26 protein-coding genes and 1 pseudogene are annotated in these 24,331 nt (G+C 61.6%); 19 read left to right on the top strand and 8 right to left on the bottom strand.

The genetic code is table 11. From position 1 onward, the window contains the following. The first annotated feature begins 200 nt into the window (after positions 1-200). Genes lptD through pdxA form a run of 3 tightly spaced genes read left to right on the top strand, consistent with a single transcriptional unit; the run spans position 201 to position 5,156 of the window. Positions 201-2,873 carry an LPS assembly protein LptD gene (gene lptD / locus QZY07_RS16230; protein ID WP_295404942.1) on the top strand — a complete coding sequence of 891 codons (2,673 nt, stop codon included), beginning with the start codon at positions 201-203 and terminating at the stop codon, positions 2,871-2,873. After that, the gene (locus tag QZY07_RS16225; RefSeq protein WP_295404939.1) at positions 2,854-4,185 is read left to right on the top strand and encodes a peptidylprolyl isomerase; all 1,332 of its coding nucleotides are present in this window, start codon (positions 2,854-2,856) and stop codon (positions 4,183-4,185) included. Before lptD ends, QZY07_RS16225 begins: the two co-directional genes overlap by 20 nt. After that, the gene (pdxA, locus tag QZY07_RS16220) at positions 4,182-5,156 is read left to right on the top strand and encodes a 4-hydroxythreonine-4-phosphate dehydrogenase PdxA (protein ID WP_295404936.1); all 975 of its coding nucleotides are present in this window, start codon (positions 4,182-4,184) and stop codon (positions 5,154-5,156) included. Before QZY07_RS16225 ends, pdxA begins: the two co-directional genes overlap by 4 nt. A gap of 170 nt (positions 5,157-5,326) precedes the next feature. Here pdxA and pssA read toward each other — a convergent pair whose 3' ends face one another. Continuing rightward, entirely contained in the window at positions 5,327-6,079 is a 753-nt protein-coding gene (gene pssA, locus QZY07_RS16215; protein ID WP_295404933.1) for a CDP-diacylglycerol--serine O-phosphatidyltransferase, read from the bottom strand. A 330-nt stretch (positions 6,080-6,409) separates the two neighbouring features. Here pssA and hoxE point away from each other — a divergent pair, with 330 nt between their 5' ends. The 13 genes from hoxE (at position 6,410) to QZY07_RS16150 (ending at position 17,412) form a co-directional block, all read left to right on the top strand. Next, on the top strand, positions 6,410-6,904 hold the full coding sequence (gene hoxE / locus QZY07_RS16210; RefSeq protein WP_295404930.1) for a bidirectional hydrogenase complex protein HoxE: 495 nt from the start codon (positions 6,410-6,412) through the stop codon (positions 6,902-6,904). 1 nt (position 6,905) lies between these two features. Continuing rightward, entirely contained in the window at positions 6,906-8,516 is a 1,611-nt protein-coding gene (locus tag QZY07_RS16205; RefSeq protein ID WP_295404928.1) for a NuoF family protein, read from the top strand. A 245-nt stretch (positions 8,517-8,761) separates the two neighbouring features. Beyond that, positions 8,762-9,088 (top strand): hypothetical protein, encoded by a 327-nt coding sequence (locus QZY07_RS16200; RefSeq protein WP_295404925.1) that lies wholly within the window; start codon positions 8,762-8,764, stop codon positions 9,086-9,088. 22 nt (positions 9,089-9,110) lie between these two features. Continuing rightward, positions 9,111-9,557, top strand: a complete 447-nt coding sequence (locus tag QZY07_RS16195; RefSeq protein WP_295404923.1) for a DUF29 domain-containing protein — start codon at positions 9,111-9,113, stop codon at positions 9,555-9,557. A gap of 47 nt (positions 9,558-9,604) precedes the next feature. Continuing rightward, positions 9,605-10,336, top strand: coding sequence for a bidirectional hydrogenase complex protein HoxU (gene hoxU, locus QZY07_RS16190; RefSeq protein WP_295404920.1), 732 nt, complete (start codon positions 9,605-9,607; stop codon positions 10,334-10,336). Continuing rightward, on the top strand, positions 10,333-10,875 hold the full coding sequence (locus QZY07_RS16185) for an NADP oxidoreductase (RefSeq protein ID WP_295404917.1): 543 nt from the start codon (positions 10,333-10,335) through the stop codon (positions 10,873-10,875). Before hoxU ends, QZY07_RS16185 begins: the two co-directional genes overlap by 4 nt. A gap of 47 nt (positions 10,876-10,922) precedes the next feature. After that, complete coding sequence (locus QZY07_RS16180; RefSeq protein WP_295404914.1) at positions 10,923-11,210, top strand: hypothetical protein; 288 nt, start codon at positions 10,923-10,925, stop codon at positions 11,208-11,210. Between the two features lie 119 nt (positions 11,211-11,329). Further along, a complete protein-coding gene (locus tag QZY07_RS16175; RefSeq protein ID WP_295404911.1) occupies positions 11,330-13,483 on the top strand; it encodes a type I restriction enzyme HsdR N-terminal domain-containing protein in 2,154 nt (717 codons plus the stop codon). Between the two features lie 32 nt (positions 13,484-13,515). Beyond that, positions 13,516-14,949 carry a restriction endonuclease subunit S gene (locus tag QZY07_RS16170; RefSeq protein ID WP_295404908.1) on the top strand — a complete coding sequence of 478 codons (1,434 nt, stop codon included), beginning with the start codon at positions 13,516-13,518 and terminating at the stop codon, positions 14,947-14,949. Between the two features lie 24 nt (positions 14,950-14,973). Then, positions 14,974-15,246, top strand: a complete 273-nt coding sequence (locus QZY07_RS16165) for a type II toxin-antitoxin system HicB family antitoxin (protein ID WP_295404905.1) — start codon at positions 14,974-14,976, stop codon at positions 15,244-15,246. Continuing rightward, a complete protein-coding gene (locus QZY07_RS16160) occupies positions 15,239-15,460 on the top strand; it encodes a type II toxin-antitoxin system HicA family toxin (protein ID WP_295404902.1) in 222 nt (73 codons plus the stop codon). The genes QZY07_RS16165 and QZY07_RS16160 overlap by 8 nt, the downstream gene beginning before the upstream one ends. 44 nt (positions 15,461-15,504) lie before the next feature. Continuing rightward, complete coding sequence (locus QZY07_RS16155) at positions 15,505-16,935, top strand: Ni/Fe hydrogenase subunit alpha (RefSeq protein ID WP_295404899.1); 1,431 nt, start codon at positions 15,505-15,507, stop codon at positions 16,933-16,935. 9 nt (positions 16,936-16,944) lie between these two features. Next, complete coding sequence (locus QZY07_RS16150) at positions 16,945-17,412, top strand: hydrogenase maturation protease (protein WP_295404896.1); 468 nt, start codon at positions 16,945-16,947, stop codon at positions 17,410-17,412. 45 nt (positions 17,413-17,457) lie between these two features. On the opposite strand, the gene scpB is transcribed toward QZY07_RS16150, so the two are convergent. The 6 genes from scpB to QZY07_RS16120 form a co-directional block, all read right to left on the bottom strand. Continuing rightward, positions 17,458-18,045, bottom strand: a complete 588-nt coding sequence (scpB, locus tag QZY07_RS16145; RefSeq protein ID WP_295404893.1) for an SMC-Scp complex subunit ScpB — start codon at positions 18,043-18,045, stop codon at positions 17,458-17,460. Next, entirely contained in the window at positions 18,026-18,859 is an 834-nt protein-coding gene (locus QZY07_RS16140) for a ScpA family protein (protein WP_295404991.1), read from the bottom strand. Before QZY07_RS16140 ends, scpB begins: the two co-directional genes overlap by 20 nt. Positions 18,860-19,014: 155 nt before the next feature. After that, positions 19,015-20,226 carry a tryptophan--tRNA ligase gene (locus QZY07_RS16135; RefSeq protein WP_295404891.1) on the bottom strand — a complete coding sequence of 404 codons (1,212 nt, stop codon included), beginning with the start codon at positions 20,224-20,226 and terminating at the stop codon, positions 19,015-19,017. A gap of 14 nt (positions 20,227-20,240) precedes the next feature. Next, on the bottom strand, positions 20,241-20,927 hold the full coding sequence (locus QZY07_RS16130; protein ID WP_295404889.1) for a site-2 protease family protein: 687 nt from the start codon (positions 20,925-20,927) through the stop codon (positions 20,241-20,243). Next, positions 20,927-21,550: an L-threonylcarbamoyladenylate synthase gene (locus tag QZY07_RS16125; RefSeq protein WP_295404887.1), complete on the bottom strand. Its 624-nt coding sequence runs from the start codon at positions 21,548-21,550 to the stop codon at positions 20,927-20,929. Before QZY07_RS16125 ends, QZY07_RS16130 begins: the two co-directional genes overlap by 1 nt. Before the next feature lie 11 nt (positions 21,551-21,561). After that, complete coding sequence (locus QZY07_RS16120; RefSeq protein WP_295404884.1) at positions 21,562-22,461, bottom strand: PHP domain-containing protein; 900 nt, start codon at positions 22,459-22,461, stop codon at positions 21,562-21,564. A gap of 210 nt (positions 22,462-22,671) precedes the next feature. Here QZY07_RS16120 and QZY07_RS16115 point away from each other — a divergent pair, with 210 nt between their 5' ends. After that, positions 22,672-23,418, top strand: a complete 747-nt coding sequence (locus QZY07_RS16115) for a hypothetical protein (protein ID WP_295404882.1) — start codon at positions 22,672-22,674, stop codon at positions 23,416-23,418. 55 nt (positions 23,419-23,473) lie between these two features. On the opposite strand, the gene QZY07_RS16110 is transcribed toward QZY07_RS16115, so the two are convergent. Then, positions 23,474-23,770 carry a methyl-accepting chemotaxis protein gene (locus QZY07_RS16110; RefSeq protein WP_295404880.1) on the bottom strand — a complete coding sequence of 99 codons (297 nt, stop codon included), beginning with the start codon at positions 23,768-23,770 and terminating at the stop codon, positions 23,474-23,476. On the opposite strand from QZY07_RS16110, the pseudogene QZY07_RS16105 reads away from it, so the two are divergent. Continuing rightward, positions 23,760-24,005 (top strand): annotated as a pseudogene (locus tag QZY07_RS16105) (iron ABC transporter permease); the annotation flags it as partial. The gene QZY07_RS16110 and the pseudogene QZY07_RS16105 sit on opposite strands and share 11 nt — an antisense overlap. Beyond that, complete coding sequence (locus QZY07_RS16100; protein ID WP_295404987.1) at positions 23,991-24,242, top strand: ATP-binding cassette domain-containing protein; 252 nt, start codon at positions 23,991-23,993, stop codon at positions 24,240-24,242. The pseudogene QZY07_RS16105 and the gene QZY07_RS16100, both read left to right, overlap by 15 nt. Positions 24,243-24,331: the final 89 nt, after the last annotated feature.

Here is a 24,331-nt window from a genome sequence, read left to right as displayed (position 1 = left end):
CCGAAGGCGGTTTAGCACATGTCAAGATTGCTGACAGGGCCTGGATATGACATGGTTACAGGTTGAAACCAACTCGTCCACTCATTCAGCCTCGTGTCCATTCAGCCGCATCAGTGACGAAGCCTGTCGATTCAGGTGGGACCGAGCCGTTGCAGAAACTACGCATGCCATGCTGGACGCGGTTTAGACGGATGCCAACCATGGCCGATCTTAGGTGCGGCGCGCGCGCGGCCGCGCTGCCGATTCTCATCGCTTTGTCGACGTCAGCCTTCTCTGAGGTTCCGAGCCCCGCCAGTGCCGCTCCCTGCCCCGATCTATCCAGTCGCGCGGGCGATGACTGCCAACCACCATCAGGCCCGCACGAAGCCGCGGCGCCAGTCTCCGCCCAGCCTCCAACCCCACCGAATCAATCCGCCGCGGCGGATGAAGCGTCACGGCAGTCGGTGCCGGAGACGCGCGCCGACCTCTTCGTCCCGTCGACCATCGAGCCGGATCGCCCATCTCCAACAGAACTGCTGCCGAACAGACCAAGCTCCAACGAATCATTGACGGCGTTGCGTCGGCATGGGCCGGCTGGAGAGGATGCCCGGCTACTGCTGCCACGAGACACGGGAGAAAGTGAGGGCACGAACGCCCCCGACATCGGCCTGAATCAAACCATCGGCGCGGGAGATGCGCAGCGCCAGGAAAGGCGCTTGCATGCCAATCTGGCCTGGGACTATTGCGGACCTCGTCCCGGCTCAAGCGGGATCGACAGCGCGGCCCCATTGGACGGCACCAACGCCATGCCGATCGATATGACGGCGGATCGCGTCGACGGCGACCAGCACACCACGCTCATCCAGCTACAGGGGGATGTCGAAATTCTCCAGAACGATCGGCGTCTGGAGGCGGATCGCACCACCTATCATCGCGGCAGCGGCGACATCAAGGCATTCGGCGACCTCTATCTCGACTTTCCAGGACTCCGCCTGACCGGGAACAGGGCCGAATACAATCTGGAGACCAAGCAGGGAACCATCGAACAGGTCCGCTATCGCGTGTCGGGCAATGCCAATCTGCGCGGCGAGGCAACGCGCGCCTGGATGCTCTCGGAACAGTTGAGCCGCTACCGGAACATCATTTACACCACCTGCCCGCCCGGCCATGCGGACTGGTCCATCAAGGCCAGCGAACTCGAACTCGACCAGGCGAGCGGCATGGGCACGGCCCGTCATGCGCGCATCCGCATCGCCGACATCCCGGTGCTTTACAGCCCCTATCTGTCTTTTCCCATCGATGGCCGGCGCCGCAGCGGCTTGCTGATCCCGACCTTCGGCTCATCGGACGAGACCGGTACGGATATCACCCTGCCCTATTACTGGAACATCGCCCCCAACCTGGACGCCACCCTGATCCCCCGCTACATGAGCACGCGGGGACTGATGCTCGGCGCCCAATTACGCCATCTCGCCAGTTTTCAGGAACTGGAAGTCAATGCCGAGGTTCTGCCAAGCGACCAAAAGGCGCCCGATCAGGGCGCGAGGGGCGCGCTGCGGGTCGAACAGCAGGGTCATTTCGGCACGCGCTGGTTCTCCGCCGTGGACTATGCCGCCGTTTCCGACGACCAGTATCTTCAGGATTTCGGCAATCGGCTGGATGTCACCAGCCTCCGCAATCTGAGCCGACGCGGCGATCTCGCCTATGCCGGAGACGGCTGGCGCCTGCTCGGACGGGTCCAGGAATTCCAGACCGTCGACACCAGCGTCGCGCCCGCGGATCGACCTTACGGCCAGTTACCGCACATCGAGCTGAACCTGGACCCGAAACACTGGAAACAGCTTCTCGAATACCGCTTCGAGAGTCAATACGACTACTTCGATCATCGCTCGGCGGTGCATGGCAACCGTCTGGTGGCCATCCCCTCCGTGCGCATTCCGTTGCGACGCAGCTTTGGCCATGTCATCCCCCGCGCACGGCTGTTCTACACCGACTATGATCTCATCGGCCAGACCGAGGGATTAGCGAGCCGACCCTCGCATCTGATCCCGAGTTTCGATCTCGACGGCAAGCTCATTTTCGAGCGCGAGACCGACTGGCTCGGCACCCCGACGCTACAGACCCTGGAGCCGCGCCTGTATTATGTCCTGACACCTTTCGAGGATCAGTCGGAGACGCCGCGCTTCGATACCACCGCGCTCAATTTCAGCTTCGCGAGCCTCTTTCGACCGAACCGCTTCACCGGCTATGACCGCATTGGAGACGAAAACCGCCTTACCCTTGGCCTGACCTCGCGCACCATCGCCAACCGTACCGGCGACGAATTGTTCCGCGCGAGCATCGGTCAGGTGTATTACTTCGACCACCGGCGGGTGCAACTGACCGGCGACAGCGTCGAAACCGACCTCAGTTCCTCGGTCGCCGGCGAACTCGCGGCACGCCTGCATCCGGACTGGGCCGCCCTCGCCAGCGTCCAGTGGAATCCGCATCAAACCGAGCAAGTCTGGGAGAAACAAATTCTGCAACTTCGCTATGTCCCCGATGAAGATCGCCTGCTCAATCTGGCCTACCGGTACAATCTTGGCACGCAGGCCGCCGAGCAATACGAAGACACCGACTTCTCTTTTCAGATGCCGATCGGTTCGCACGTTAAACTCGTCGGACGCTGGCTGTATTCGCTACTCAACCACGAAACCGTCGAGGCCTTTGCCGGCCTCGAATTCGGCCGCTGCTGCTGGCGTCTGCGCGTGCTGGGACAGCACTTGAAACGGAGTTCCGACAACACGGGCAGTACCAGCGTCATGCTACAACTTGAGTTGGCCGGTCTCGGTTCATTCGGCAACCGGATCGACAAACTCCTGGAACGAGGAATCTATGGTTATCAAACGGACTAGCCGCCGCGCGCCGCGGCCTGCAACTCTTGGCCGCCTGGGGGCCATTCTGATCCTGTCGATGAGCGCCGTCCTCGCCCAACCTGGCGTCGAGGAGTTGGACGCCATTGTCGCGGTCGTCAACGACGATGTGGTCGTGCGGAGCGAACTTAGCCGGGAGGTCAGTCTGGTCCTTCCGCAGCTGCGACAACAGGGTACCGCCGAGCCGCCGCGCGCTCAGTTAGAGAAACAGGTGCTCGACCGGCTGATCCTGAAGCGCTTGCAGCGGCAACGCGCCAAGGATCTCGGCATCGAAGTGGATGAAGCCACCCTCAACGAGGCCCTGACCAAGATTGCCGGCCGCAACAATCTGTCGCTGGAGGAATTGCAAACCACCCTGGAGGCCGGCGGTATCCGCTTTGCGGATTTCCGCGAGGATACCCGTACCCAGATCCTCACCAGCCGCCTGCAGAGTCAGGAGGTCGTCAACAAGATCAGCATCACCGATCAGGAGATCGACCGCTTTCTGGCGAAGGAATCCAGCCGGCTGATCGAGCGCGAACAGGTCCGCTTGCAGCACATCCTGATCGCGCTGCCCGAGAATCCGACGCCCGAACAGGTCAAGGCCGCCGAAGCCAAGGCCAACCGGCTGGTCGCCCAGTTGCGCCAGGGCGCCGACTTCGGCGAGATGGCGGTGCGCGAATCGGATGGTCGCAACGCGCTCGAAGGCGGCGATCTCGGCTGGTTCGAGATGGGCGCGGTGCCGGTTCTCGTCGCCGATCTGGCCTTTTCCATGGCCGAGGGCGAGATCAGCAACCCGCTCAGCAACTCCAGCGGTTTTCACATCATCAAGATGCGCGAAATCAAGGGTGCCGCCGCGCAAAACGTCACCCAGACCAAGGCGCGACACATCCTGATCCGCACCAATGAAGTGGTCTCCGACGACGATGCCAAACGGCGTCTCTCGCAATTGCGCCAGCGCATTCTGGACGGCGAGGATTTCGCGACCCTGGCGCGCGCGCATTCCGACGATACCGGATCGGCACTCAAGGGCGGCGATCTTGGCTGGGTCAATCCCGGAGACACGGTCCCTGAATTCGAGGAGGCCATGACGGCGCTCGCGATCAACGACACTAGCGAGCCCTTCAAGAGTTCGTTCGGCTGGCATATCGTGCAGGTTCAGGAGCGGCGCAGCCAGGATGCCAGCGTCGACATCCTGCGGGTCAAGGCGCGCGAGGCCCTACAGCGGCGCAAGGCGGAAGAGGCCACGGAAGAATGGCTGCGGCGACTGCGCGACGAGGCCTATGTCGAGATCCGGCTCGATCAGACCTCATGACGCGGCGTCTTGCCATCACGCCGGGCGAGCCGGCGGGGATCGGTCCCGATCTGGTCGCGCGGCTCGCGCAACGCCCGCCAGCGGCCCAACTCGTGGTCGTGGCGGATCCGGATCTGCTGGCGGCGCGCGCCCGGAACCTGGGCCTCGACCTCCGGCTCCAGACCTTCGATCCGCGTGCCACGCCCGTCGCCTCGCCGCCCGGCCATCTGAGCGTTTTTCCGGTCGCGCTGCGCCAGCCGGCCGTCGCTGGCCAGCTCGACACCGCCAACGCGGCCTATGTGCTGGAGACGCTGGCAAGCGCCTGCGATGGCTGTCTTGACGGCACCTTCGACGGACTGGTCACGGGGCCGGTCCACAAGGGCGTGATCAACGACGCGGGGCTACCCTTCACCGGACACACCGAGTTCCTGGCCGAGCGTTGCAACGCGATTCCGGTGATGCTGCTGGCCACCCCCGGCCTGCGCGTCGCGCTGGTCACCACCCACCTGCCGCTGTCGCGGGTCAGCGGTGCGATCACGCGCGAACGTCTGGCGGAGGTCATCGGCATCCTGCATCGGGATCTGTCGCGACGTTTCGGCATCGACCGGCCACGCATCCTGGTCTGCGGTCTCAACCCGCATGCCGGCGAGGGCGGGCATCTGGGGCGCGAGGAAATCGAGGTCATCGCCCCGGTTCTGGACGAAATGAGAAGGCAAGGGATGCAGTTGACCGGCCCCCTGCCGGCCGACACGGCCTTCGTGCCGGAACGGCTCGCGGACACCGACGCCGTGCTCGCCATGTATCACGATCAGGGGCTGCCGGTCCTCAAGCATCTGGGGTTTGGACGCGCCGTCAACGTCACGCTTGGCCTGCCCATCATTCGCACCTCGGTCGACCACGGCACCGCCCTGGATCTAGCGGGAACCGACCGCACCGATCCCGGGAGCCTGTTCGCGGCGGTCGACATGGCCCTCGCGATGATCCGATCTTAACCGTTACACTGCCCGGCATCCTACGGTTGAACATCGCCACCCAACTGCGCGCGCAGGCGTTCGATTTCGGCCAAGGCCGCGGCGTTCGCTTGTAGCGCGGCTTCCTTATTTCAGCCGTTTGCATCCAGGCGGGTAACGCGCATTCGTCGAGCTCGAGCCGTTCGCCGTTCCTAAGTCGCTTCGCGCCGCCGTCTGGCGCGGCTCTGCCGGAGCCGCAGCAAGGTCCAGACCGGCCCGGAAACGGCATAAGTCAACGCGAGCGCAAACAGCACCAGCGGCGGATAGATAAAGACCACGGCGAATCCCAGCATGATGCCCACCGCCAGCAGAAAGGGCACCCTCCCCTGCAGATTCAACTGTTTAAAACTCAGATAGCGGAAATTGCTGACCATCAGCAGACCCGCGCCCGCGGTCAGAAAGGCCGCAAGCCAGGAGACATCGGCCCCATCGATCCCCAGATCGCTGGCGGTCCAGATGCCGCTGGCGACGATCGCCGCCGCGGAAGGGCTCGCGAGACCCTGGAAATAGCGCTTGTCGGCAATCCCGATCTGCGTATTGAAGCGGGCTAGGCGCAGCGCGGCGGCGGCGGTGAAGACAAAGGCCGCGAGCCAGCCAACCTTGCCGAGTTCGCCCAGCGCCCAATGATAGGCGACCAGCGCGGGCGCCACGCCGAAGGCGACCATGTCGGAAAGACTGTCGTACTCGGCGCCAAAATCGGTTTGCGTGTTGGTCATGCGGGCAATCCGCCCGTCGAAACCGTCCAGAACCATGGCCGCGAAGATCGCCAGGGAGGCCGCCTCGAAACGGTCCTGAGTGGACGCGAGCACGGCATAAAAACCCGCGAACAAGGCTGCGGTCGTGAAGAGATTCGGCAGCAGATAAATGCCGCGCGGGCGTTTACGGGGGGGTTGTGTTTCGTCCATAGTCTTTCCAAACAACAATAATGAGGGCCGACGGCAGCCATGAGTATATCGCCGGGACGCCGCAAGCGCCGAAAGAACGCCGGGGGGCGGCAATTCTCAGGATGAGTCGATGGCGTGACAAGCCTCGATGAAGATTCACCACGAGCGGCTTCAGGAACGTCACGAACGGACATCTCGCCGCCACGAATCTGTTATACACTCGGGTCAAGGTATCCGCTGTCCGAATTGATCGATCCACCGAACACGCTGTCCGCCGCCAACGACCAGCCATCAGCCTGGTTGCTCGCGGATGTTTCGCGCCCCTAAAGACCGTCCGCCAAAGGAGGCGACATGACCCAGCAACAAGCCAAGCCGCCGTTGCCCAGCGATGACAAACGCTGGAAACTCGTCAACGCCACCATGCGTCGCAACGGGTACGCGGACCACGCGCTCATCGAAACCCTGCACAGCGTGCAGGACGCCTTCGGGTTTCTCGACGAGACCGCGCTGCGCTTCGTCGCCGCCTCGCTCGATCAGCCCTTGAGCAAGGTCTATGGCGTCGCGACCTTCTATCATATCTTCATGCTCAAGCCGAAGGGCCGGCATGCCTGCGTGGTCTGTACCGGCACCGCCTGCTATATCAAGGGGGCTGGAGCACTTCTGGAAGGGATCCAGGAACGCCATGGGATCAATCCCGGCGACACCACCGAGGATGATCGGCTATCCGTGCTCACCGCGCGCTGTGTCGGCGCCTGCGGTCTCGCGCCGGCGGTGGTTCTGGATGGCAATGTGTTGGGCAAGCTGGCCCCCGATACCCTGATCGCCAAATTGGAGGCGCTGGACTGACATGCACCTGGAAGATCTTGCCGAAAAGGCTGCGGAATACCGCGCCGAGGAGGCCGCCGTCCGGCGCGAGGTTCGCGTCTGCGTGGCGGCCAGTTGTCAGTCATCCGGCTCCCTGCCAGTCCTGGAGGCGCTCACGAACGCCTGCGGAGACGGCGGCGGTTCCTGCCGAGTCAAAGGGGTCGGCTGCATGGGGCTGTGCTCCGCCGGTCCCCTGGTCGCTGTGGCGGACAAGGACTGCGGTCTGGCTGATTCAGTTCTCTATCGCGACGTGACCCCCGCCGACGCGCCCGACATCCTGGGGAGCGTCTGCGGCGCGCCGGTGGAACGCCTGCGCTGCCCGACCGACCAGCCCTTTTTTGCGCGTCAGCAGAAGATCGTGCTGGAAAACTCCGGGATCATCGACCCCGACAGCTTCAAGGGCTATGTCGCCGTGGGCGGTTACGCGGCGCTGGTCCAGGCGCTGAGCGAGATGACGCCCGCCGATGTGCTGCGCGAGGTTACCGCCAGCGGTCTGCGCGGACGCGGCGGCGGCGGCTATCCGACCGGACTCAAATGGTCGACCGTGGCCAAAACCCCCGGCGTTCAGAAATATGTCATCTGCAACGCCGACGAGGGCGATCCGGGCGCCTTCATGGATCGCGCGGTCCTGGAGTCCGACCCGCATCGGGTGCTCGAAGGCATGGCGATCGCCGCCTATGCCATCGGCGCCAACAAGGCGTATGTCTATGTCCGCGCCGAATATCCGCTGGCCGTGGAGCGGTTGCAGACCGCCATCCGCAAGGCCAAGCGCGCGGGTTTTCTGGGCAGCAAGGTCGCGGATACGCAATTCAGCTTCGAGGTCGAGATCCGTCTGGGCGCCGGCGCCTTCGTCTGCGGCGAGGAGACGGCGCTCATGGCCTCCATTGAGGGTCTGCGCGGCCAGCCGCGCCCGCGTCCGCCCTACCCCGCCGAGTCCGGTCTCTGGGGCTGCCCGACCCTGATCAACAATGTCGAGAGCTTCGCCAATATCGCCCCCATCATCCGCAACGGGGGCGACTGGTTCGCCGGCATCGGCACCGAGAAATCCAAGGGCACCAAGGTGTTTGCGCTGGCGGGCAAGATCCAGAACACCGGTTTGATCGAGGTGCCCATGGGCACCAGCCTGCGCGACATCATCGAGATCATCGGCGGCGGCATTCCCGATGGCAAGGCGTTCAAGGCGGTCCAAACCGGCGGCCCGTCCGGCGGCTGCATCCCGGAACAACATCTGGATATTGCGGTCGATTACGACAGTCTCAAAACGCTGGGCACCATGATGGGCTCCGGCGGCATGATCGTCATCGACGAGACCTCCTGCATGGTCGATGTCGCACGCTATTTCATGGAATTCTGCATGACCGAGTCGTGCGGCAAGTGCATTCCCTGCCGCGCCGGGACGCAGCAGATGCACGGTCTGCTGGACAAGATCGCCAGGGGACAGGGTACCCACGCGGATCTTGCCCTCTTGGAAGAACTCTGCGAAGTGGTCCAGGCCACCAGTCTCTGCGGGCTGGGTCAGACGGCGCCCAATCCGGTGTTGAGCACGTTGCGGTATTTTCGTGATGAGTATGAGGAGAAACTGGCGGGTGGTTGATCGTGAGGCAGGACAGTGACAACTCCTGGCCTGACAAAAGAACTGATTGCCCGCTCCAGGGCCATCGCCAAGGGACAACGCATTCGCGATCTGCAGAGGCTTGTAGAGACGTATGGCGGAAGGTCGTCGCAGTGGACGAAAAAGAGCAGCCCTCCGTTCGACATTGACGGGGAGCGCTATGAATTTCACTGGTACGAACATCACGGCGTGGGTCGGTACGAGGTCAAGCTGAAAAGGTTGCCCCAATGATCGTCAAACTGAAGCAAGCCAATTCCGACTACCCCGACCTAACCGCCGGGCAGACGTACTGCGTGATCGGGATCGAGGCCGGTGACTATCGTGTGCTGAACGACCGGGGCTTGCCCTATCTGTTTCCAGCGTCGCTGTTCATGCTGATCGATGCCAACGAACCCACGGATTGGGTGAGCGATGTCGGCACGGATGGCGAGCGCTATGCTTACCCACCGCTGCTGAACGAACCGGGTTTTTTCGAGGATTTTTTCGATGGGGTTCAGTCATCGGTCGCCACCTTCTGGCAGGTCGTCAATCAGCGATTGTCGCGCGCGGCTTGAGCAGTGCTCGGAGAAACCGACCATGGCGACTCAAACCGGCATTCCAGCGAGCCACGACCGGGACTTCTACGCCTGGGCGCTGGAGAGTGCTCACCGATTGCGCGCGGGAAATCTGGCGGGTCTGGATCTGCAACGCATCGCCGAGGAAATCGAAGACATGGGTCGCGCCGAAAAGCATGCGCTCGCCAGTCATCTCAAGATCCTGATCCTGCATCTGCTGAAATGGCGCTATCAACCGACCTTGCGAAGCCTGAGTTGGCAACTGTCGATCGCCAACGCCCGCGACGAGATCGCGGAATTGCTGGAAGACAGTCCCAGCCTGACCGGGAAACTGCCCGACATCCTTGCGCGACGCTACCCGGCCGCGCGACAAGGTGCCATCCTCGAAACCGGATTGCCCGCGGCGACCTTCCCGACCGAATGCCCGTTTACCGTCGAGCAGCTGCTCGATCCTGAATATTGGACCTGACGACAAAGGCCGTCTAACGGCATCCCGACGACCACCCTGGAGGCTCCATGGCCCAACCCGCCACCACACCGAATGTCCGCGTCGTCACGCTCCGGATCGACGACCGGGATCTGTCCGCCCGCGAGGATGAGACCATCATCGAGGTCTGTCGCGAAAACCGCATCCCGATTCCCAGTCTCTGCAATCTCGACGGACTCTCGGTGTGGGGTGGCTGCCGCCTCTGCGTGGTCGAACTGGAGGGACAGAGCCGACTCTACGCGGCCTGCTCGACCCGGGTCGCCGAGGGCATGCGGATCCAGACCAACACCGAAAAGCTCCAACGCTATCGGCGCACCATCATCGAACTCCTGTTCGCCGAGCGCAATCATGTCTGCTCGGTGTGCGTCTCCAACGGCCACTGCGAACTGCAATGGCTCGCCCAGAAATGCGGCGTCGACCATGTGCGCATCCCCTACCGGCAGGTCGCCTATCCGGTCGACAGCTCGCACGAGATGTTCCGGCTCGATCACAACCGCTGCATCCTCTGCACCCGTTGCGTGCGCGTCTGCGACGAGATCGAGGGCGCCCACACCTGGGATGTCATGAGCCGCGGCAGCGACTGCCGGATCATCAGCGACCTGGCGCGGCCCTGGGGCGAAAGCGACACCTGCACGAGCTGCGGCAAATGCGTGCAGGTCTGTCCGACCGGCGCCCTGGTCAAACAGGGCACCTCGGTGGGCGAAATGGTCAAGGATCAGCACTTTCTGCCAATTCTCGCGCGCCGGAGACATCTCTCATGAGCACACCCACCAAGATCACGGTCGCCACCGCCTGGCTGGACGGCTGTTCGGGCTGTCACATGTCCTTTCTGGATCTGGACGAGCGGCTGATCGAACTCGTCAAGAAGGTCGACATCGTCTACAGCCCGCTGGTCGATACCAAGGAACTGCCGGACCGGGTCGATGTCGGCATTCTGGAAGGCTCCATCAGCTCCGAGGACGATCTTGAAAAGGCCAAACTCTTCCGCGCGCATTGCAACCTGTTGATCAGTCTCGGCGACTGCGCGGTCACCGGCAACGTCCCGGCCATGCGGAATTCGTTCAAACTCGCCGACGTGATGGATCGCGCCTATCGCGAGAACGTCACCCTGCAACCCCAGATCCCGACGCGCGACGTCCCGGCCCTGCTGACGACCGTCAAGCCGATCCACGGCGAGGTCAAGGTCGATGTCTTCGTGCCGGGCTGTCCACCAAGCGCGGACGCCATCTGGACGATCCTGAACGATCTGATCGAGGGACGCACGCCAGACCCGAGTTCGGTGACGCGCTTCGGGGCTTGAACCGCTTTTCACCAGTCATTGACCGCCGAAAGGCAGGGGGCTCTCAGATGAACGATTCCAATCACGACACAGGCGTGATTGTGGCCCTGCTGGACCGGATGCGGACTCAGCGCCTACCGCGTGCCCTCGACATCAAGTCAAAAGTCGACCGCGGCGAACGGCTCGATAGCTTCGACATCCAGTTTCTCCAGGACGTCTTCGAGGATTCAAAAGCCCTACAGCCCAAATGGGAACAGCATCCCGAACTGAACGAGATCATCGGTACCCTCATTCATCTCTATCACGAGATCACCGCCAAGGCGTTGGAGAACGAGGAGCGGGCCGCTCTTGCGTGAATTCGTCGTGTTCCGCGCGAGAGCGGAAAAGTCGGACTGAAGATCCGTCAGATTCGCGAAAGCACAGCGTCCGCGCTCATCGAATTCACCACGTCATCAGAATTGCACGGGACCGACGCATGACCATTACCCTCGCCGAACTGCTGAAAGACAGCGCCTACACATTCAGCCAGTTTCGGCCCGAGCACATCAAAACGCTGGAAGCGTCCATCACGCTGAAGGATTCGGGAGGCAAATCGGTTCCCTACGTCACCTATCTGGTACGCGGCAAGCCGATCAAGCTCACGCCCGAGGAAGCCGTCCGCCAGCTTTACATCCTGGTGCTGCGCGACGATTTCGGCTATCCCGTCAGCCGGATGGCGGTCGAGTATGAAATCAGTTTCGGGCGCGAGAAGAAGCGCGCTGACATCTGTCTCTTCGACAAGGACAAGACCACCGCGCCCTACATCCTCGTCGAACTGAAGAAACCCAAGCTCAAGGACGGCAAAGATCAGCTCAAGAGCTACTGCAATGCTAGCGGCGCGCCGATGGGCGTCTGGACCAACGGCGAGCAGATTTCGCAGTATCACCGCAAGGATCCCAATTATTTCGAGGACATCCCCCGAATTCCCACGGCCCACGAGAAGCTGTCGGATGTCCTCGCCGAACGCTGGACGATCGACGATCTCATCCGACTGGACAAGCTCGTCGCCGAGAAAAAATCGCTCCGGGATAAGATCCTTGAAATGGAAGACGAGGTGCTGGCCAATGCCGGCGTCGATGTCTTCGAGGAATTGTTCAAACTCATCTTCACCAAGCTTTATGACGAATGGGAAGGTGGGCGCGACCGCGACCGCGATTGCAAGCGCCATCTGGTCTTCAAAAACTACGGCGACACCGAGACCGAACTGAAGGCCAAGATCCAGGATCTATTCGACAAGGCGCGGGCGAAATGGGAAGGCGTCTTCCCGGAGGGCGCGCGGATCGATCTGACCCCCAGCCATCTAGCGGTGTGCGTGGCCTCGCTGGAGGGCGTCAAGCTGTTCAACTCTAATCTCGAAGTCGTCGATGAGGCGTTTGAATATCTCATCAACAAATCCAGCAAGGGCGAAAAAGGTCAATACTTCACCCCGCGTTATGTGATCGATCTCTGCGTAAAGATGCTCAATCCGCAGGAGCAGGAAACCCTAATCGACACGGCGGCGGGCAGTTGCGGCTTTCCGGTGCATGCCATCTTTCATGTCTGGGAACAGATCATAAAGGCGGAAGGCTTGAGCAAAAGCCATCTCTTCACCACCGAGAAAAAGCCCGCCCGTTGCGAGGACTATGTGCGCGACAAGGTTTTCGCCATCGACTTTGACGAAAAGGCGGTGCGGGTCGGGCGTACCCTGAACCTGATCGCGGGCGACGGTCAGACCAACGTCCTGCATCTCAACACCCTGGACTACGAACGTTGGGACGAGAAGACCGGCGACGAGAACTGGACCGACGTTTACGGCGAGGGCTGGAAACGACTGCGCAAACTACGCCGCGACAAGACCAGCAACCGCGATTTCGGCTTTGACATCCTGATGGCCAATCCGCCCTTCGCGGGCGACATCAAAGAGACGCGCATCCTCGCCAAGTACGATCTGGCGCGCTCGGTCAGTCTGGAAAAAATCAGCAAGGTCGATTCGCAAGACCCTAACATCGTCAATGCGACGGATCGCGCGCCCACCTTTCCCGAAGCCCTGAGCGCCAGCCACGAGGTCATTTACAAGCTGGCCGATGGCAGCTACCGCAAGACCAAGCTCAAGCATCAAAACACCGTCGGGCGCGACATCCTGTTTATCGAGCGCAATCTGAGTTTCCTCAAGCCGGGCGGACGCATGGCGGTGGTGTTGCCGCAGGGGCGCTTCAACAACGCCTCCGATAAGAATCTGCGCGAATATCTCGCCGAGCATTGCCGCCTCCTGGCGGTGGTCGGGCTGCACGGCAACGTCTTCAAGCCGCACACCGGCACCAAGACCAGCGTGCTTTTTGTGCAGAAATGGAACGACGACCCGAATGCCGGGCCAATCTGCCCCAAACAGGACGACTATCCGATCTTTTTTGCCACCATGCGCGAGCCGAGCAAGGACACCTCCGGTGACAAGATTTATCGCTCCGCGCCCGACGGTAGCCCGCTGCTCGACGCTCACGGGCATTTGATCGTCAGGCATGATCTGTTCAACCATGACGGATTGACCGAGGAAGGCATCGCCGAGGCGTTTATTGAGTTTGCGAAAAAAGAGGGCTTCGGTTTTTTTCGCTAGGCCCCTTTGACGCGGCGCGCTATGCGCGGTTGTTGGAGGGGCTGGAGGCGGCGGAAGTGAGGTTAAGTTACACGCAGAAGAACAACGACATCTTCCGTATCGATAGCATTTACTTCCAAAAGCAATATTTGAAAGAGGAGAAGATCCTTCGTGTAAAAGGGAGCCGCCGACTTAGGGAATCTGGAGCAGAAGTTCGGTCCTTTGGCGCGTACTCGCTGAACAACGAAGTTCACTACCTTGATGCGGGCATACCCTTTATTCGCGGTGTAAACATGAAAGGTGGCCGCGTGAACTTCTCGAACATGCTGTACATCAGCCAGGATGCCCATGCGCTTCTCTGGAAATCAGAAATTAAGGAGGGCATGGTTCTTCTATCGATGTCAGGAACGATCGGCGAAGTAGCCATTGCTACAGACAGTTGGCCGTACCCCATCAATTCCAATCAAGACATTGCCAAAATTGATGTACGAAAGGCAATCAACCCTTTCATTTTATATGCTTTCTTGTTGTCGCGCTTTGGACAGAATTATTTGAAGCGAGAGGCTCGCGGAAGTGTACAGCAGCACGTTTTTCTGTCGCAGATAGAACAATTAGAAATCCCGAAACTTGGCACCGAATTTGAGCGAAAGATTCAGGAAACTATCGCGCTATCGGAAAGACATCAATTGCAGTCAGGGGAATTGCTACATCGGGCCGAAACGACTCTCCTTTGCGCCATCAGCTTGGACAACTGGCAACCGCTCGAAGCCCTAACCTATATCCGTAACAGCCGCGATGCTTTCGCCGCCGGACGATTGGATGCGGAGCATTTTCACCCTCGTTTCGCGGCGTTGCTAGACCAAATAAACCGAATTGGCGGCGTTTTACTGGGAGATTGGCTAATAAAAATCCAACGTGGTAAACAACCTGACTACGTGGATGAAGGTCTTCCTGTTGTGAACTCCAAGCATGTGTTGCGCGGCGTGGTACAGCTAGATGCTAACAATCGCTGTGCCGTCGCCGGAGATGATGATTTGCTCATCCAATTCGGCGACGTGCTAGTCAATGGCACAGGCGTTGGCACGATAGGTCGCTCGGCAACTTACCTGCATCACGATAAAGCTGTACCGGATAACCACGTCACCATCCTACGTCCAAAAAAAGGATTGGATGCGGTCTATTTGTCGGTGTTTATGAACTCGATAGTCGGACAAGCACAGGTCGAACAGCGTCTGCGTGGTTCATCTGGGCAAGTTGAATTGTATCCAAATGACATCGCGCAATTTCGCGTATCGCTACCCCCCGTAGACGTACAAAAAAACATTCGTCAGTTCGTAGAGCAAAGTTACGCGCAAAAACAACGCGCCACCCAACTCCTCGCCGCAGCCAAACGCGCCGTCGAAATCGCCATCGAAGACTCCGAAGCCGCCGCGCTCGCTTATCTGGAATCGCGAAAGCATCCGACAAGAGATCCCGCCGATGCCTGAAGTTCCTGAAACCGTCACGCCTGTTTGAATAAAACAGGCGTGACGCCCAGCCCGCCGATCGGTATCGCTCCTCACGACAGGTCAACTCACATGGAACTCTCCGCAATTCTGACCCCCGCGCCTGAAGGCGGATATATCGCCTTCAATCCTGAAACGGGGACGACCACGCAAGGCGAAACCGTTGAAGACGCCTTGGCGAATTTGCGCGAAGCAACCGCGCTGTATCTTGAAGAATTTCCGTTGAAAATCGTCGCCCGCCCGCTGCTCACGACCTTCGAGATTGCCGAATATGCCTAAATTGCCCATCACCTCAGGGATGGAGGCAGTCCGGGCATTGGAACGATTGGGTTTCGTGGTGGTACGTCAACGTGGCAGCCATCTCGTATTGCGCCGTCAGTCATCTGGTTGCGTCGTTCCAAATCATCGAGAAATCAAGCCCGGAACCCTGGCCGGCATTCTCAAGCAAGCGGATGTTTCTCTCGAAGAATTCATCACGGCGCGACGCACCTGAAACACTCGCGCCATTGTCAGCCCAAACCGACAGGATTTCCCGCCATGAGCCGCACCATCGCCATCGAACCCGTCACCCGCATCGAAGGCCACGCCCGCATCACCCTGCAACTCGGCGACGGGGGCGAGGTCGAGGACGCGCGTTTCCATCTCACTCAGTTTCGCGGCTTCGAGAAATTCTGCGAGGGCCGCCCCTACCGCGAAATGCCCGCGCTCACCGCGCGCACCTGCGGCATCTGTCCGGTCAGCCATCTGCTGGCCTCCAACAAGGCGTGCGACCACCTGCTCTCGGTCAGCATCCCGCCGACCGGCGAACACCTGCGCCGGATCATGAATCTCGCCCAGTTCACCCAATCGCATGCCCTGTCCTTTTTCCACCTGTCCTCGCCCGACCTGCTGCTCGGCTGGGACGCGGATCCGGCCACGCGCAACATCTTCGGCGTCATGCGTCAGGATCCCGCGCTCGCCAGGGACGGCATCCGGCTGCGCCAGATCGGTCAGAGCATCATCGAAACCCTCGGCGGCAAGAAGATCCATCCCACCTGGGTGGTGCCCGGCGGCGTCAACGAGCCGCTGACCCTGGAAAAGCGCGACGCCATGCTCAAGCTGCTCCCGGAGGGGCTGGAGATCGCCAGGCGTACCTATGATTTCTTCAAGACCCTGGTACCCAAGTTCAAGGACGAGGCGACGCACTTTGGCAGTCTGCCGACGATGTTCCTGAGCCTGGTCACGCCCCAGGGCAACTTCGAGCATTATGACGGCCTGCTACGCATCAAGGACGCCAAGGGCCGCCTCGTCGAGGACATGGTGCCGCCCGAGGACTATGAGCGGGTAATCGGCGAGGCGGTCGAGGACTTTAGCTACATGAAATTCCCCTACTATAAGCCCCAGGGCTATCCCAAGGGGATCTATCGGGTCGGACCCCTGGCGCGACTCAATAATGCGCAGGCATGCGGCACGCCCTATGCGGATGTCGCGCTCGCCGAGTTCCACATGCTTCAGGAGGAATCCGGCCCCATTGCCAGCAGTTTCCACTACCACTACGCCCGGCTGGTCGAGATCATCCACGCGCTGGAGATGATGGAGCGCCTGCTGAAGGATCCGACGATCCTCGATCATCGGGTACGGGCGCGGGCGCGCAGCAACCGCGACGAGGGCATCGGTGTCTCCGAGGCGCCGCGCGGCACGCTGATCCATCATTATCGAATCGACGAGGAGGGACTCATCACCTGGGTCAACCTGATCATCGCCACCGGACACAACAACCTCGCCATGAACCAGTCCATCCGGCAGGTCGCGGACGCCTATGTCGACGGCAACAACCTTCAGGAAGGCATGCTCAACCGGGTCGAGGCGGTCATCCGCTGCTTCGATCCCTGCCTGTCCTGCGCCTCGCACGCCTTCGGTCAGATGCCGCTGCGGATCGAACTCAAGGACGCCGCCGGACGGGTCGTCGACACCCTGAGCCGGTCCTGAGCGCCGCCCATGAAGATTCTGATTATCGGTTATGGCAGCCCCATCCGGGGCGACGACGCACTCGGTCCGCTGGTTGCGGACCGACTGGAAAACACGGGGGTTCCGGCGGGCGTGGAGGTGATGTCACGTCATATCCTCACCGCCGAGCTGGTCGCCGACATCGCGGAGCAGGACCGGGTGATCTTTCTCGATGCCGCCGTGGATGCCGCACCGGGCGAGGTCCGCTGCCAGCGGCTCGCGCCCGACGCCCACGCCCTCTCGACCATGGCCCACTTTCTCGATCCGCGGGAACTCTTGGCCTGGTGCGAGACCCTCTACGGGCGCGTGCCCGAGAGTTTTCTGGTCTCCGCCGGCGGCGACTCCTTCGACTACTCTAATTATTGCCTGACCCCGATCGGCGAGATGGCGATGGAAAAGATGTTGGATTGGGTCGACCGGCTGATGCGCGGCGAAACATCAACATTTGCAATAGCGTAATCCCTACCGCACCCGCGCAAGACGTCGGTGAGGCACGAACCGTATCTAACGATCCGGCACCTCGAACTTGGGATCGCTCAACGTCAACTCCTCGCCCAGGAATGAATCGGGGTCGCGGATCGCGGCCAGCGGCGGCAGGTCGTTGAGCGAACGCAGGCCGAAATAATCCAGGAATTTACGGGTGGTGGCATAGAGCGCGGGCCGTCCGGGCACGTCGCGATGTCCGACCACCCGTACCCACTCGCGCTCGGTGAGCGTCTTAATGATGTTGGTGCTGACGGCGACCCCGCGGATGTCCTCGATCTCGCCACGGGTGATGGGTTGGCGGTAGGCGATCAACGACAGCGTCTCCAGCAGCGCGCGCGAATAACGCGGCGCCTTTTCGTCCCACAGACGCGCGACCCAAGGCGCCACGCTCGCGCGCACCTGGATGCGAAAACCGCCGGCGATCTCCACGAGTTCGATCCCGCGCGTTCGATAGTCGGTCTCCAGTTCCCGAATCGCGTCCAGGAGTTGAGTCCGCTCCGGGCGCTCCTCCTCGGGGAACAACTCCAGCATGCGGTCCAGAGTCAGTGGACCGCCGAAGGCGATCAACGCGGCCTCGGCGATCTGTTTAAGCGAGGGCGAGGTCATCGGGCTCCGGGTGTGCCGACTCGCGCAGCCGGACATGGATGGGCGCGTAGGGCTCGGTTTGGACCAATTCCAGGATGCTGGATTTGATCAGTTCCAGCAGGGCCAGAAAGGTCACGACCGCGCCCGGACGACCTTCGTCCAGCTCGAACAAATCGGTAAAACAGAGAAAGCCGCCGCCGTGCAGTCGTTCCATGACCCGAGACATGCGCTCGCGCAGCGAGAGCGATTCCTTTTCGACCCGGTGGCTGGTGAAGAGGTCGGCGCGCGAGAGTACGCCACGCAGCGCCAGCAGCAGTTCGCGCAGATCGACCTCGGGCGGCACCCGTTGCGAATGGCCCGGCGGGATCTCGGCATGGACGGCGAAGACATCCCGCTCCAGTCGCGGCAAGGCGTCGAGATCCTGGGCGGCCTGCTTGAAACGCTCGTATTCCTGAAGACGGCGGATCAGCTCGGCGCGCGGGTCGCCCTCCTCGTCCTCTCCCGCCTCGCTGGAACGCGGCAGCAGCATGCGCGATTTGATCTCGGCCAGCATGGCGGCCATGACCAGATACTCGGCCGCCAGTTCCAGCCGCAGTTCGGTCATCAGATCCACGTATTCCATGTATTGCGCGGTAATGTCGGCGATCGAGATGTCCAGAATATCGAGATTCTGGCGCTTGATCAGATAGAGCAGCAGGTCGAGCGGTCCCTCGAAGGCGTCGAGAAAGACCTCCAGCGCGTCCGGCGGGATATAGAGATCCAGCGGAAGCTTCAGGAGCGGCGCGCCCCGCACCATGGCCAGCGGCAACGGTGTTATAGCGCCAGCCTGGATCATGGCTTCCGGCAGCGTTGCGCCAGCAGTGGTATTGATCGATTCCATCCTTTGTTTTTCTTCGTTTCCTTTGCGCCTTTGCGGTTCCAAATGCCAGATTTAGGATCCTCGGTGCTTCCGCGAGAAACACCATCTTCTTTGGTCTCGGAATTTGCCCGTCACAGCAGCGACATGGCATGACGCACCTCTTGCAAGGTCTCGCGTGCAACATCGCGCGCCTTCTCGCAACCCTCGTTGAGGACGCTGCGCACCAGTTCGGGCTGGGCCTCGTATTCCAGCGCGCGGGCCTGAATCGGCATCAGCTCGGCGAGCACGCCGTCGACGATGGGCTGTTTGCATTCGAGACAGCCGATCCCCGCCGAACGGCAACCCTGCTGGACCCAGTCGCGCACGGACTCGTTGGAATACACCTGATGGAACTGCCACACCGGGCACTTTTCCGGCTCGCCGGGATCGGTGCGGCGCACACGGGCGGGGTCGGTCGGCATGGTCCGCAGCGCCTTTTCGACCTCGGCGGGCGTGTCCCGCAACGAGATGGTGTTGCGGTAGGACTTGGACATCTTCTGCCCGTCCAGACCCGGCATTTTGGACGCCTTGGTGAGCAGCGGTTGCGGCTCGGGCAGGATCACGCGCCCGCCGCCCTCCAGATAGCCGAACAGACGCTCGCGGTCGGAGAGCGTGATATTGCCCTGCCCCTCGATCAGCGCGCGGGCGACCTCCAGCGCCTCCTGATCGCCTTGTTCCTGATAGCGGCGCTTGAGGCTGTCGAAGAGCTTGGCGTTCTTCTTGCCCATCTTGCGCTTGGCCTCCTCGGCCTTGTCCTCGAAGCCCGGCTCGCGTCCATAGAGATGATTGAAGCGGCGCGCGACCTCGCGGGTCAATTCGACATGGGCGACCTGATCCTCGCCCACCGGCACCTGTCCGGCCTTGTAGACGAGGATGTCGGCGCTTTGGAGCAGCGGATACCCGAGAAAACCATAGGTCGCCAGATCCCGCTCCTTGAGCCGTTCCTGCTGATCCTTGTAGGTCGGTACCCGTTCCAGCCAGCCCAGCGGGGTGATCATGGAGAGCAGCAGATGCAGCTCGGCATGCTCGGGCACCCGCGACTGGACGAAGATGGTCGCCGAGCCCGGATTGATCCCGGCGGCCAGCCAGTCGATCACCAGTTCGTGGGTGCTCTCCGGGATGATCGAAGGATCCTCGTAATGGGTGGTGAGCGCGTGCCAGTCGGCGACAAAGAAGAAGCACTCGTACTCGTGCTGCAACTCCAGCCAGTTTTTGAGGACGCCATGATAGTGGCCGAGATGCAGCCGGCCCGTGGGACGCATGCCCGAAAGCACGCGCGCGTGTTGTGCGGAGGCAGAAGCCAAGGGGGAACCTCGCGTCAGAAATGGAAGAGTGTTTTCACGGCGCCGGCGCCAGGCAGGAGATCGACGACGCCGATCACGAGCGGAAACAGAATGGAACCGAGCAATCCAGTGGCCAGCAGCGCTAGCAGGATGACGAGTCCGAAGGGCTCCAGCCGGGAAAACCAGACGGCAAGGCGTGGCGGCAAGAGCGCATTCAGCACCCGTCCGCCGTCCAGGGGCAACAGCGGCACCAGATTCAGGACCATCAGGAAGACGTTGATCAGGATGCCGGCGGCGCCCATCGCTTTCAAAAGCCCTCCCACCCATTGACTGGTCGGCATGAGCAGCAGACCCAGTTGGATCATTAGCCCCCAGAGCAGCGCCATGATGAGGTTGGCGCTCGGCCCGGCGACCGCCACCAGCGCCATATCGCGCCGGGGATGACGCAAATTGCGCCAATTGACCGGCACCGGCTTGGCCCAACCGAACAGGATTCCGGTGCCGAACATACTGGTGAAGAGATAGGTGATCGTGGGTACCAGGATGGTCCCGACCAGATCGATATGCCGGATAGGGTTGAAGGTCACGCGCCCGAGCATGAAGGCGGTCTTGTCGCCCAGCCGATTGGCGACCCAGCCGTGGGCGGCCTCGTGCACGGTGATTGCGAAAATGACCGGGATGGCCAGCACGGCCAGGAGTTGCAGCTGATTCAGCGTTTCCATTATTCCTCGAAGAGAGTCGCGTCGCCCTTGCCAAGTCGGACCAGCGCCGGGGGGTCGGCGGTCATGTCCACCACAGTCGTCGGCTCCAGGCCGCAGAAACCGCCGTCGATCACCAGGTCGACATGCTTGTCGAGCAGTTCGCGCATTTCATAGGGATCCGTCAGCGGTTGATCGTCATCCGGCAGGATCAGCGTGGTGCTCAGGATGGGTTGATTGAGTTCGGTCAGCAGCGCGCGACAGATTTCATGATCGGGCACGCGGATGCCGATCGCCTTGCGCTTAGGGTGCAGCAGGCGTCGCGGCACTTGCTTGGTGGCCTCGTGAATGAAGGTGTAGGGGCCGGGCGTCAGGGTTTTCAGGAGCCGGAACGCTTGGTTGTCGATGCGGGCATAGGTGGTGATCTCGGAGAGATCGCGGCAGACCAGGGTGAAATTGTGCTTGTCGTCCAGCCGACGGATGCGGCGGATACGCTCCATGGCCGATTTCTCGCCGATCTGGCAGCCCAGGGCATAGGAGGAATCGGTCGGATAGACCACCACGCCGCCTTCCAGCAGAATCTCGACCGTGCGGCGCACCAGCCGCGCCTGCGGGTTTTCCGGATGGATTTGAAAGAATTGCGCCATATTCCAGTTGTTTATCCTCCCAGCAGTGTGCGAAACACGCCGGGTTTGGCCAGTGCCGGGTCGAAGTCGCGTGCCAGGTGGCGCCAATCATGCCAGATTGGCGTGCAATCCTCCGGCAGCGGTGGAAGACGACCGAGTTCGAGCCAGGGATTCTCCGGCCCGTGAAAATCCGATCCCGCCGAAGCGAGCAGATGCTGCTCACGGGCATGGCGCGCAAAGGTAAAGGCGTCATCCCGACTGTGACTGCCCGTCACCACCTCGATCGCCACCCCGCCGTGCTCGCGAAATTCGCCCAGCAGCGCCTGCACCCGCGTGCGGGTCAGCCCATAGCGGGCCGGATGGGCAACCACCGCCTGACCGCCAGCCGCGCGGATCCAGCCAACCGCCGCCTCCAGGGTTGCCCATTGACCAGCGACATAGCCCGGCTTGCCATTGGTGAGAAAGCGTTTGAAGACATCGCCGGTGTCGGCCGCCAGCCGCCGATGGACCAGAAAACGGGCAAAGTGGGTACGCCCAATCAAGACACCGTTGGAGAGCGCCTTCGCCCCTTCATAGGCTTGCTCAATCCCATGCTTGGCAAGTCGGCGTCCGATTTCCTCGGCCCGCCAGGCACGAAAATCCATCAAACCCGCGAGCCCGGTCTGAAGCGCCGGATTGTCGATCTCCAGATTCAGACCCACGATATGCACGGTTCGCGCACCCCAGGTGACCGAGATCTCGACGCCCGGAATCAGCGTAATGCCCAGTTCGCGTGCCACCGCGCCGGCTTCCGCCAGTCCTTCGGTCGTATCGTGATCGGTGAGCGCGAGAACGGTCACGCCAGCCGCCGCGGCTCGCCGCACCAACAGGCCAGGCGTCAGGGTACCGTCGGATGCCGTCGAATGCGTATGTAAATCATAAATTGAGTTCATCGGTCTAGTTTACCCGAAGGCGGGAGACCGCGTGAGCGCAGAACCCGGACGGAGACACATCGAGTTGCTATGCTTCTATATCAAGTCCCAACCAAGCGTCGAGGCTAACCGCAAGGTTGCGGCCACTCACAACCATGCAATTCACTCTGGATTCGGTATAAGCTCAGGCGCAATTGCGCCGTCTTTTTCGTCAAGAGATGCTCGACCATCATGCTGCCACCTATCGATATGTCCTACATCGCAGATCAGCTCGTCGAACCGGGCGACGAGATTCAACGTGCCTTCGAGGAGTCGAAGACTCCCATCGAGCCAAACCCTCGGGTGCTTTTGATTGGACTCGAACGTTTATTGGACATCCTCCGCGCGGCCGAACAGGAGAGCCTGGCGGACTCCGCCCAGGCGCTCCGCGCTGCAACCGGATCGGAACCCTCGGCTCTCCTCGATCACGGGATGGATCTGCTCCTCCAGCTCGCGGCGCTGAGCAAGCGTCTCGATCTACCGCTTCAGGCACATGCGCTTGAGCAACTCACACTCCCGCTCTGCTGCTGGATACTGCGCCGAGGTGGCGAACTGACGCATCCGGAACCCGTGATCAACGCCGCCGCCCAATTGGCCAACAGCCTTCGCGAACCCGATCAGTTAGTGGAACTCTTCGGACTGATGAACGAGATCATCGACGGCATCGGCCTCGAACGCGCGCTGGAGTCGGAAACGACAAACCCCGCACGGCCCTGGCGCGTCTTGCTCCTGAATCGCGGCATCGTTGCCACCCGCAGCCACCAGCCATCTCTGATGGATGACGCCTTTGACGCCATCGTCGAGCATCTGCCAGAAGACGCGCCGGATTTTTTCCGGGAAGGTATCGGTCAGATGGAAGTTCTGAACTACCCGGCGCAGGTGCGCGAGGTCATGCAGCGTTACTTCGATCGCTGGTGTACGGGGCAGCGGCTGCATTGACCCAAAACCGTGTCTGGCGGTTACAACCCGCCGGCCTTGGGCTTAAAGGCTCGGTTCAGGCCCGGAATCTCCCGGCCTGATCCCGCAACTCGCCGGCAAGCCGGGTCAGTTGCCGACCAGCCGCCTCCAGTTGGGTCATCCCCGCGCTTCCTTCATGGGTGGCATCGCTGATCGCCACGATCCCCTGATTGATTTCATTGGCCACTGCGGTCTGTTCCTCGGCGGCGCTGGCGAGGTGGGTCATGGTCGCGGAAATCCCGTCGACGGCCGTCGTGATCGCCTCCAGCGCCTGGCCAGCCTGACCGACCATCCATTCGGTCGAATTCGCCGCCGTGTCGCGGCGGGAGCACATCCCGATGCTCAGGGGCAATCTGAGGACCACCCTGCTCTTGGTCTTCGAGGATGTTCTGAAGGATCTGCCGGCGACCCTCATCCTGCGGCACTTCAACTTCAACACGCTCGCCGTGCGCGCTTTCGAACTGGCCTCCGACGAGCATCTGGCCGATTCGGCCCCGGCCGCGCTCACCATCGGACTGGCTGGCCTACTCCCGGTCATACTGTGCAGTCGTTCCATCATCCGATCCCGCGATGCCATTCAACATAAGGCGCGCGACGTCACCATTGTCCTGGAAGACGGCCCCATCAGCTGTCTGCTCGGTCCGAGCGGCTGCGGCAAGACCACGCTGCCGCGCGCCATCGCCGGCTTCGAGCCGATCGCCCGCGGCGAGATCCTGATCCATGGTGGGCGGGTGTCGACGCCGGGGCGGACCGTTGCGATAAAGAGGCGCGGCGCATCGGCATGGCGTTCCAGGGTTTCGGTCTAATTCCGGATCCGTCGGTGGAACGCAACATCGGCTTCGGGCTGCGGCACCGCCCGCGCCGCCATCGCGTCGCCCGCGTCGGCGAACTGCGG

The sequence above is a fragment of the uncultured Thiocystis sp. genome (genome assembly GCF_903866365.1).
GTDB lineage: Bacteria > Pseudomonadota > Gammaproteobacteria > Chromatiales > Chromatiaceae > Chromatium.
Note: the sequence above shows the minus strand (reverse complement) of the source record. Positions and strands in the feature narration are given on the sequence as shown.

Excerpts from the sequence above, each read along its gene's own strand:
- lptD (WP_295404942.1), top strand. The coding sequence starts at position 201 with ATGGCCGATCTTAGGTGCGGCGCGCGCGCGGCCGCGCTGCCGATTCTC.
- QZY07_RS16225 (WP_295404939.1), top strand. The coding sequence starts at position 2,854 with ATGGTTATCAAACGGACTAGCCGCCGCGCGCCGCGGCCTGCAACTCTT.
- pdxA (WP_295404936.1), top strand. The coding sequence starts at position 4,182 with ATGACGCGGCGTCTTGCCATCACGCCGGGCGAGCCGGCGGGGATCGGT.
- pssA (WP_295404933.1), bottom strand. The coding sequence starts at position 6,079 with ATGGACGAAACACAACCCCCCCGTAAACGCCCGCGCGGCATTTATCTG.
- hoxE (WP_295404930.1), top strand. The coding sequence starts at position 6,410 with ATGACCCAGCAACAAGCCAAGCCGCCGTTGCCCAGCGATGACAAACGC.
- QZY07_RS16205 (WP_295404928.1), top strand. The coding sequence starts at position 6,906 with ATGCACCTGGAAGATCTTGCCGAAAAGGCTGCGGAATACCGCGCCGAG.
- QZY07_RS16200 (WP_295404925.1), top strand. The coding sequence starts at position 8,762 with ATGATCGTCAAACTGAAGCAAGCCAATTCCGACTACCCCGACCTAACC.
- QZY07_RS16195 (WP_295404923.1), top strand. The coding sequence starts at position 9,111 with ATGGCGACTCAAACCGGCATTCCAGCGAGCCACGACCGGGACTTCTAC.
- hoxU (WP_295404920.1), top strand. The coding sequence starts at position 9,605 with ATGGCCCAACCCGCCACCACACCGAATGTCCGCGTCGTCACGCTCCGG.
- QZY07_RS16185 (WP_295404917.1), top strand. The coding sequence starts at position 10,333 with ATGAGCACACCCACCAAGATCACGGTCGCCACCGCCTGGCTGGACGGC.
- QZY07_RS16180 (WP_295404914.1), top strand. The coding sequence starts at position 10,923 with ATGAACGATTCCAATCACGACACAGGCGTGATTGTGGCCCTGCTGGAC.
- QZY07_RS16175 (WP_295404911.1), top strand. The coding sequence starts at position 11,330 with ATGACCATTACCCTCGCCGAACTGCTGAAAGACAGCGCCTACACATTC.
- QZY07_RS16160 (WP_295404902.1), top strand. The coding sequence starts at position 15,239 with ATGCCTAAATTGCCCATCACCTCAGGGATGGAGGCAGTCCGGGCATTG.
- QZY07_RS16155 (WP_295404899.1), top strand. The coding sequence starts at position 15,505 with ATGAGCCGCACCATCGCCATCGAACCCGTCACCCGCATCGAAGGCCAC.
- QZY07_RS16150 (WP_295404896.1), top strand. The coding sequence starts at position 16,945 with ATGAAGATTCTGATTATCGGTTATGGCAGCCCCATCCGGGGCGACGAC.
- scpB (WP_295404893.1), bottom strand. The coding sequence starts at position 18,045 with ATGACCTCGCCCTCGCTTAAACAGATCGCCGAGGCCGCGTTGATCGCC.
- QZY07_RS16140 (WP_295404991.1), bottom strand. The coding sequence starts at position 18,859 with ATGATCCAGGCTGGCGCTATAACACCGTTGCCGCTGGCCATGGTGCGG.
- QZY07_RS16130 (WP_295404889.1), bottom strand. The coding sequence starts at position 20,927 with ATGGAAACGCTGAATCAGCTGCAACTCCTGGCCGTGCTGGCCATCCCG.
- QZY07_RS16125 (WP_295404887.1), bottom strand. The coding sequence starts at position 21,550 with ATGGCGCAATTCTTTCAAATCCATCCGGAAAACCCGCAGGCGCGGCTG.
- QZY07_RS16120 (WP_295404884.1), bottom strand. The coding sequence starts at position 22,461 with ATGAACTCAATTTATGATTTACATACGCATTCGACGGCATCCGACGGT.
- QZY07_RS16115 (WP_295404882.1), top strand. The coding sequence starts at position 22,672 with ATGCTGCCACCTATCGATATGTCCTACATCGCAGATCAGCTCGTCGAA.
- QZY07_RS16110 (WP_295404880.1), bottom strand. The coding sequence starts at position 23,770 with ATGTGCTCCCGCCGCGACACGGCGGCGAATTCGACCGAATGGATGGTC.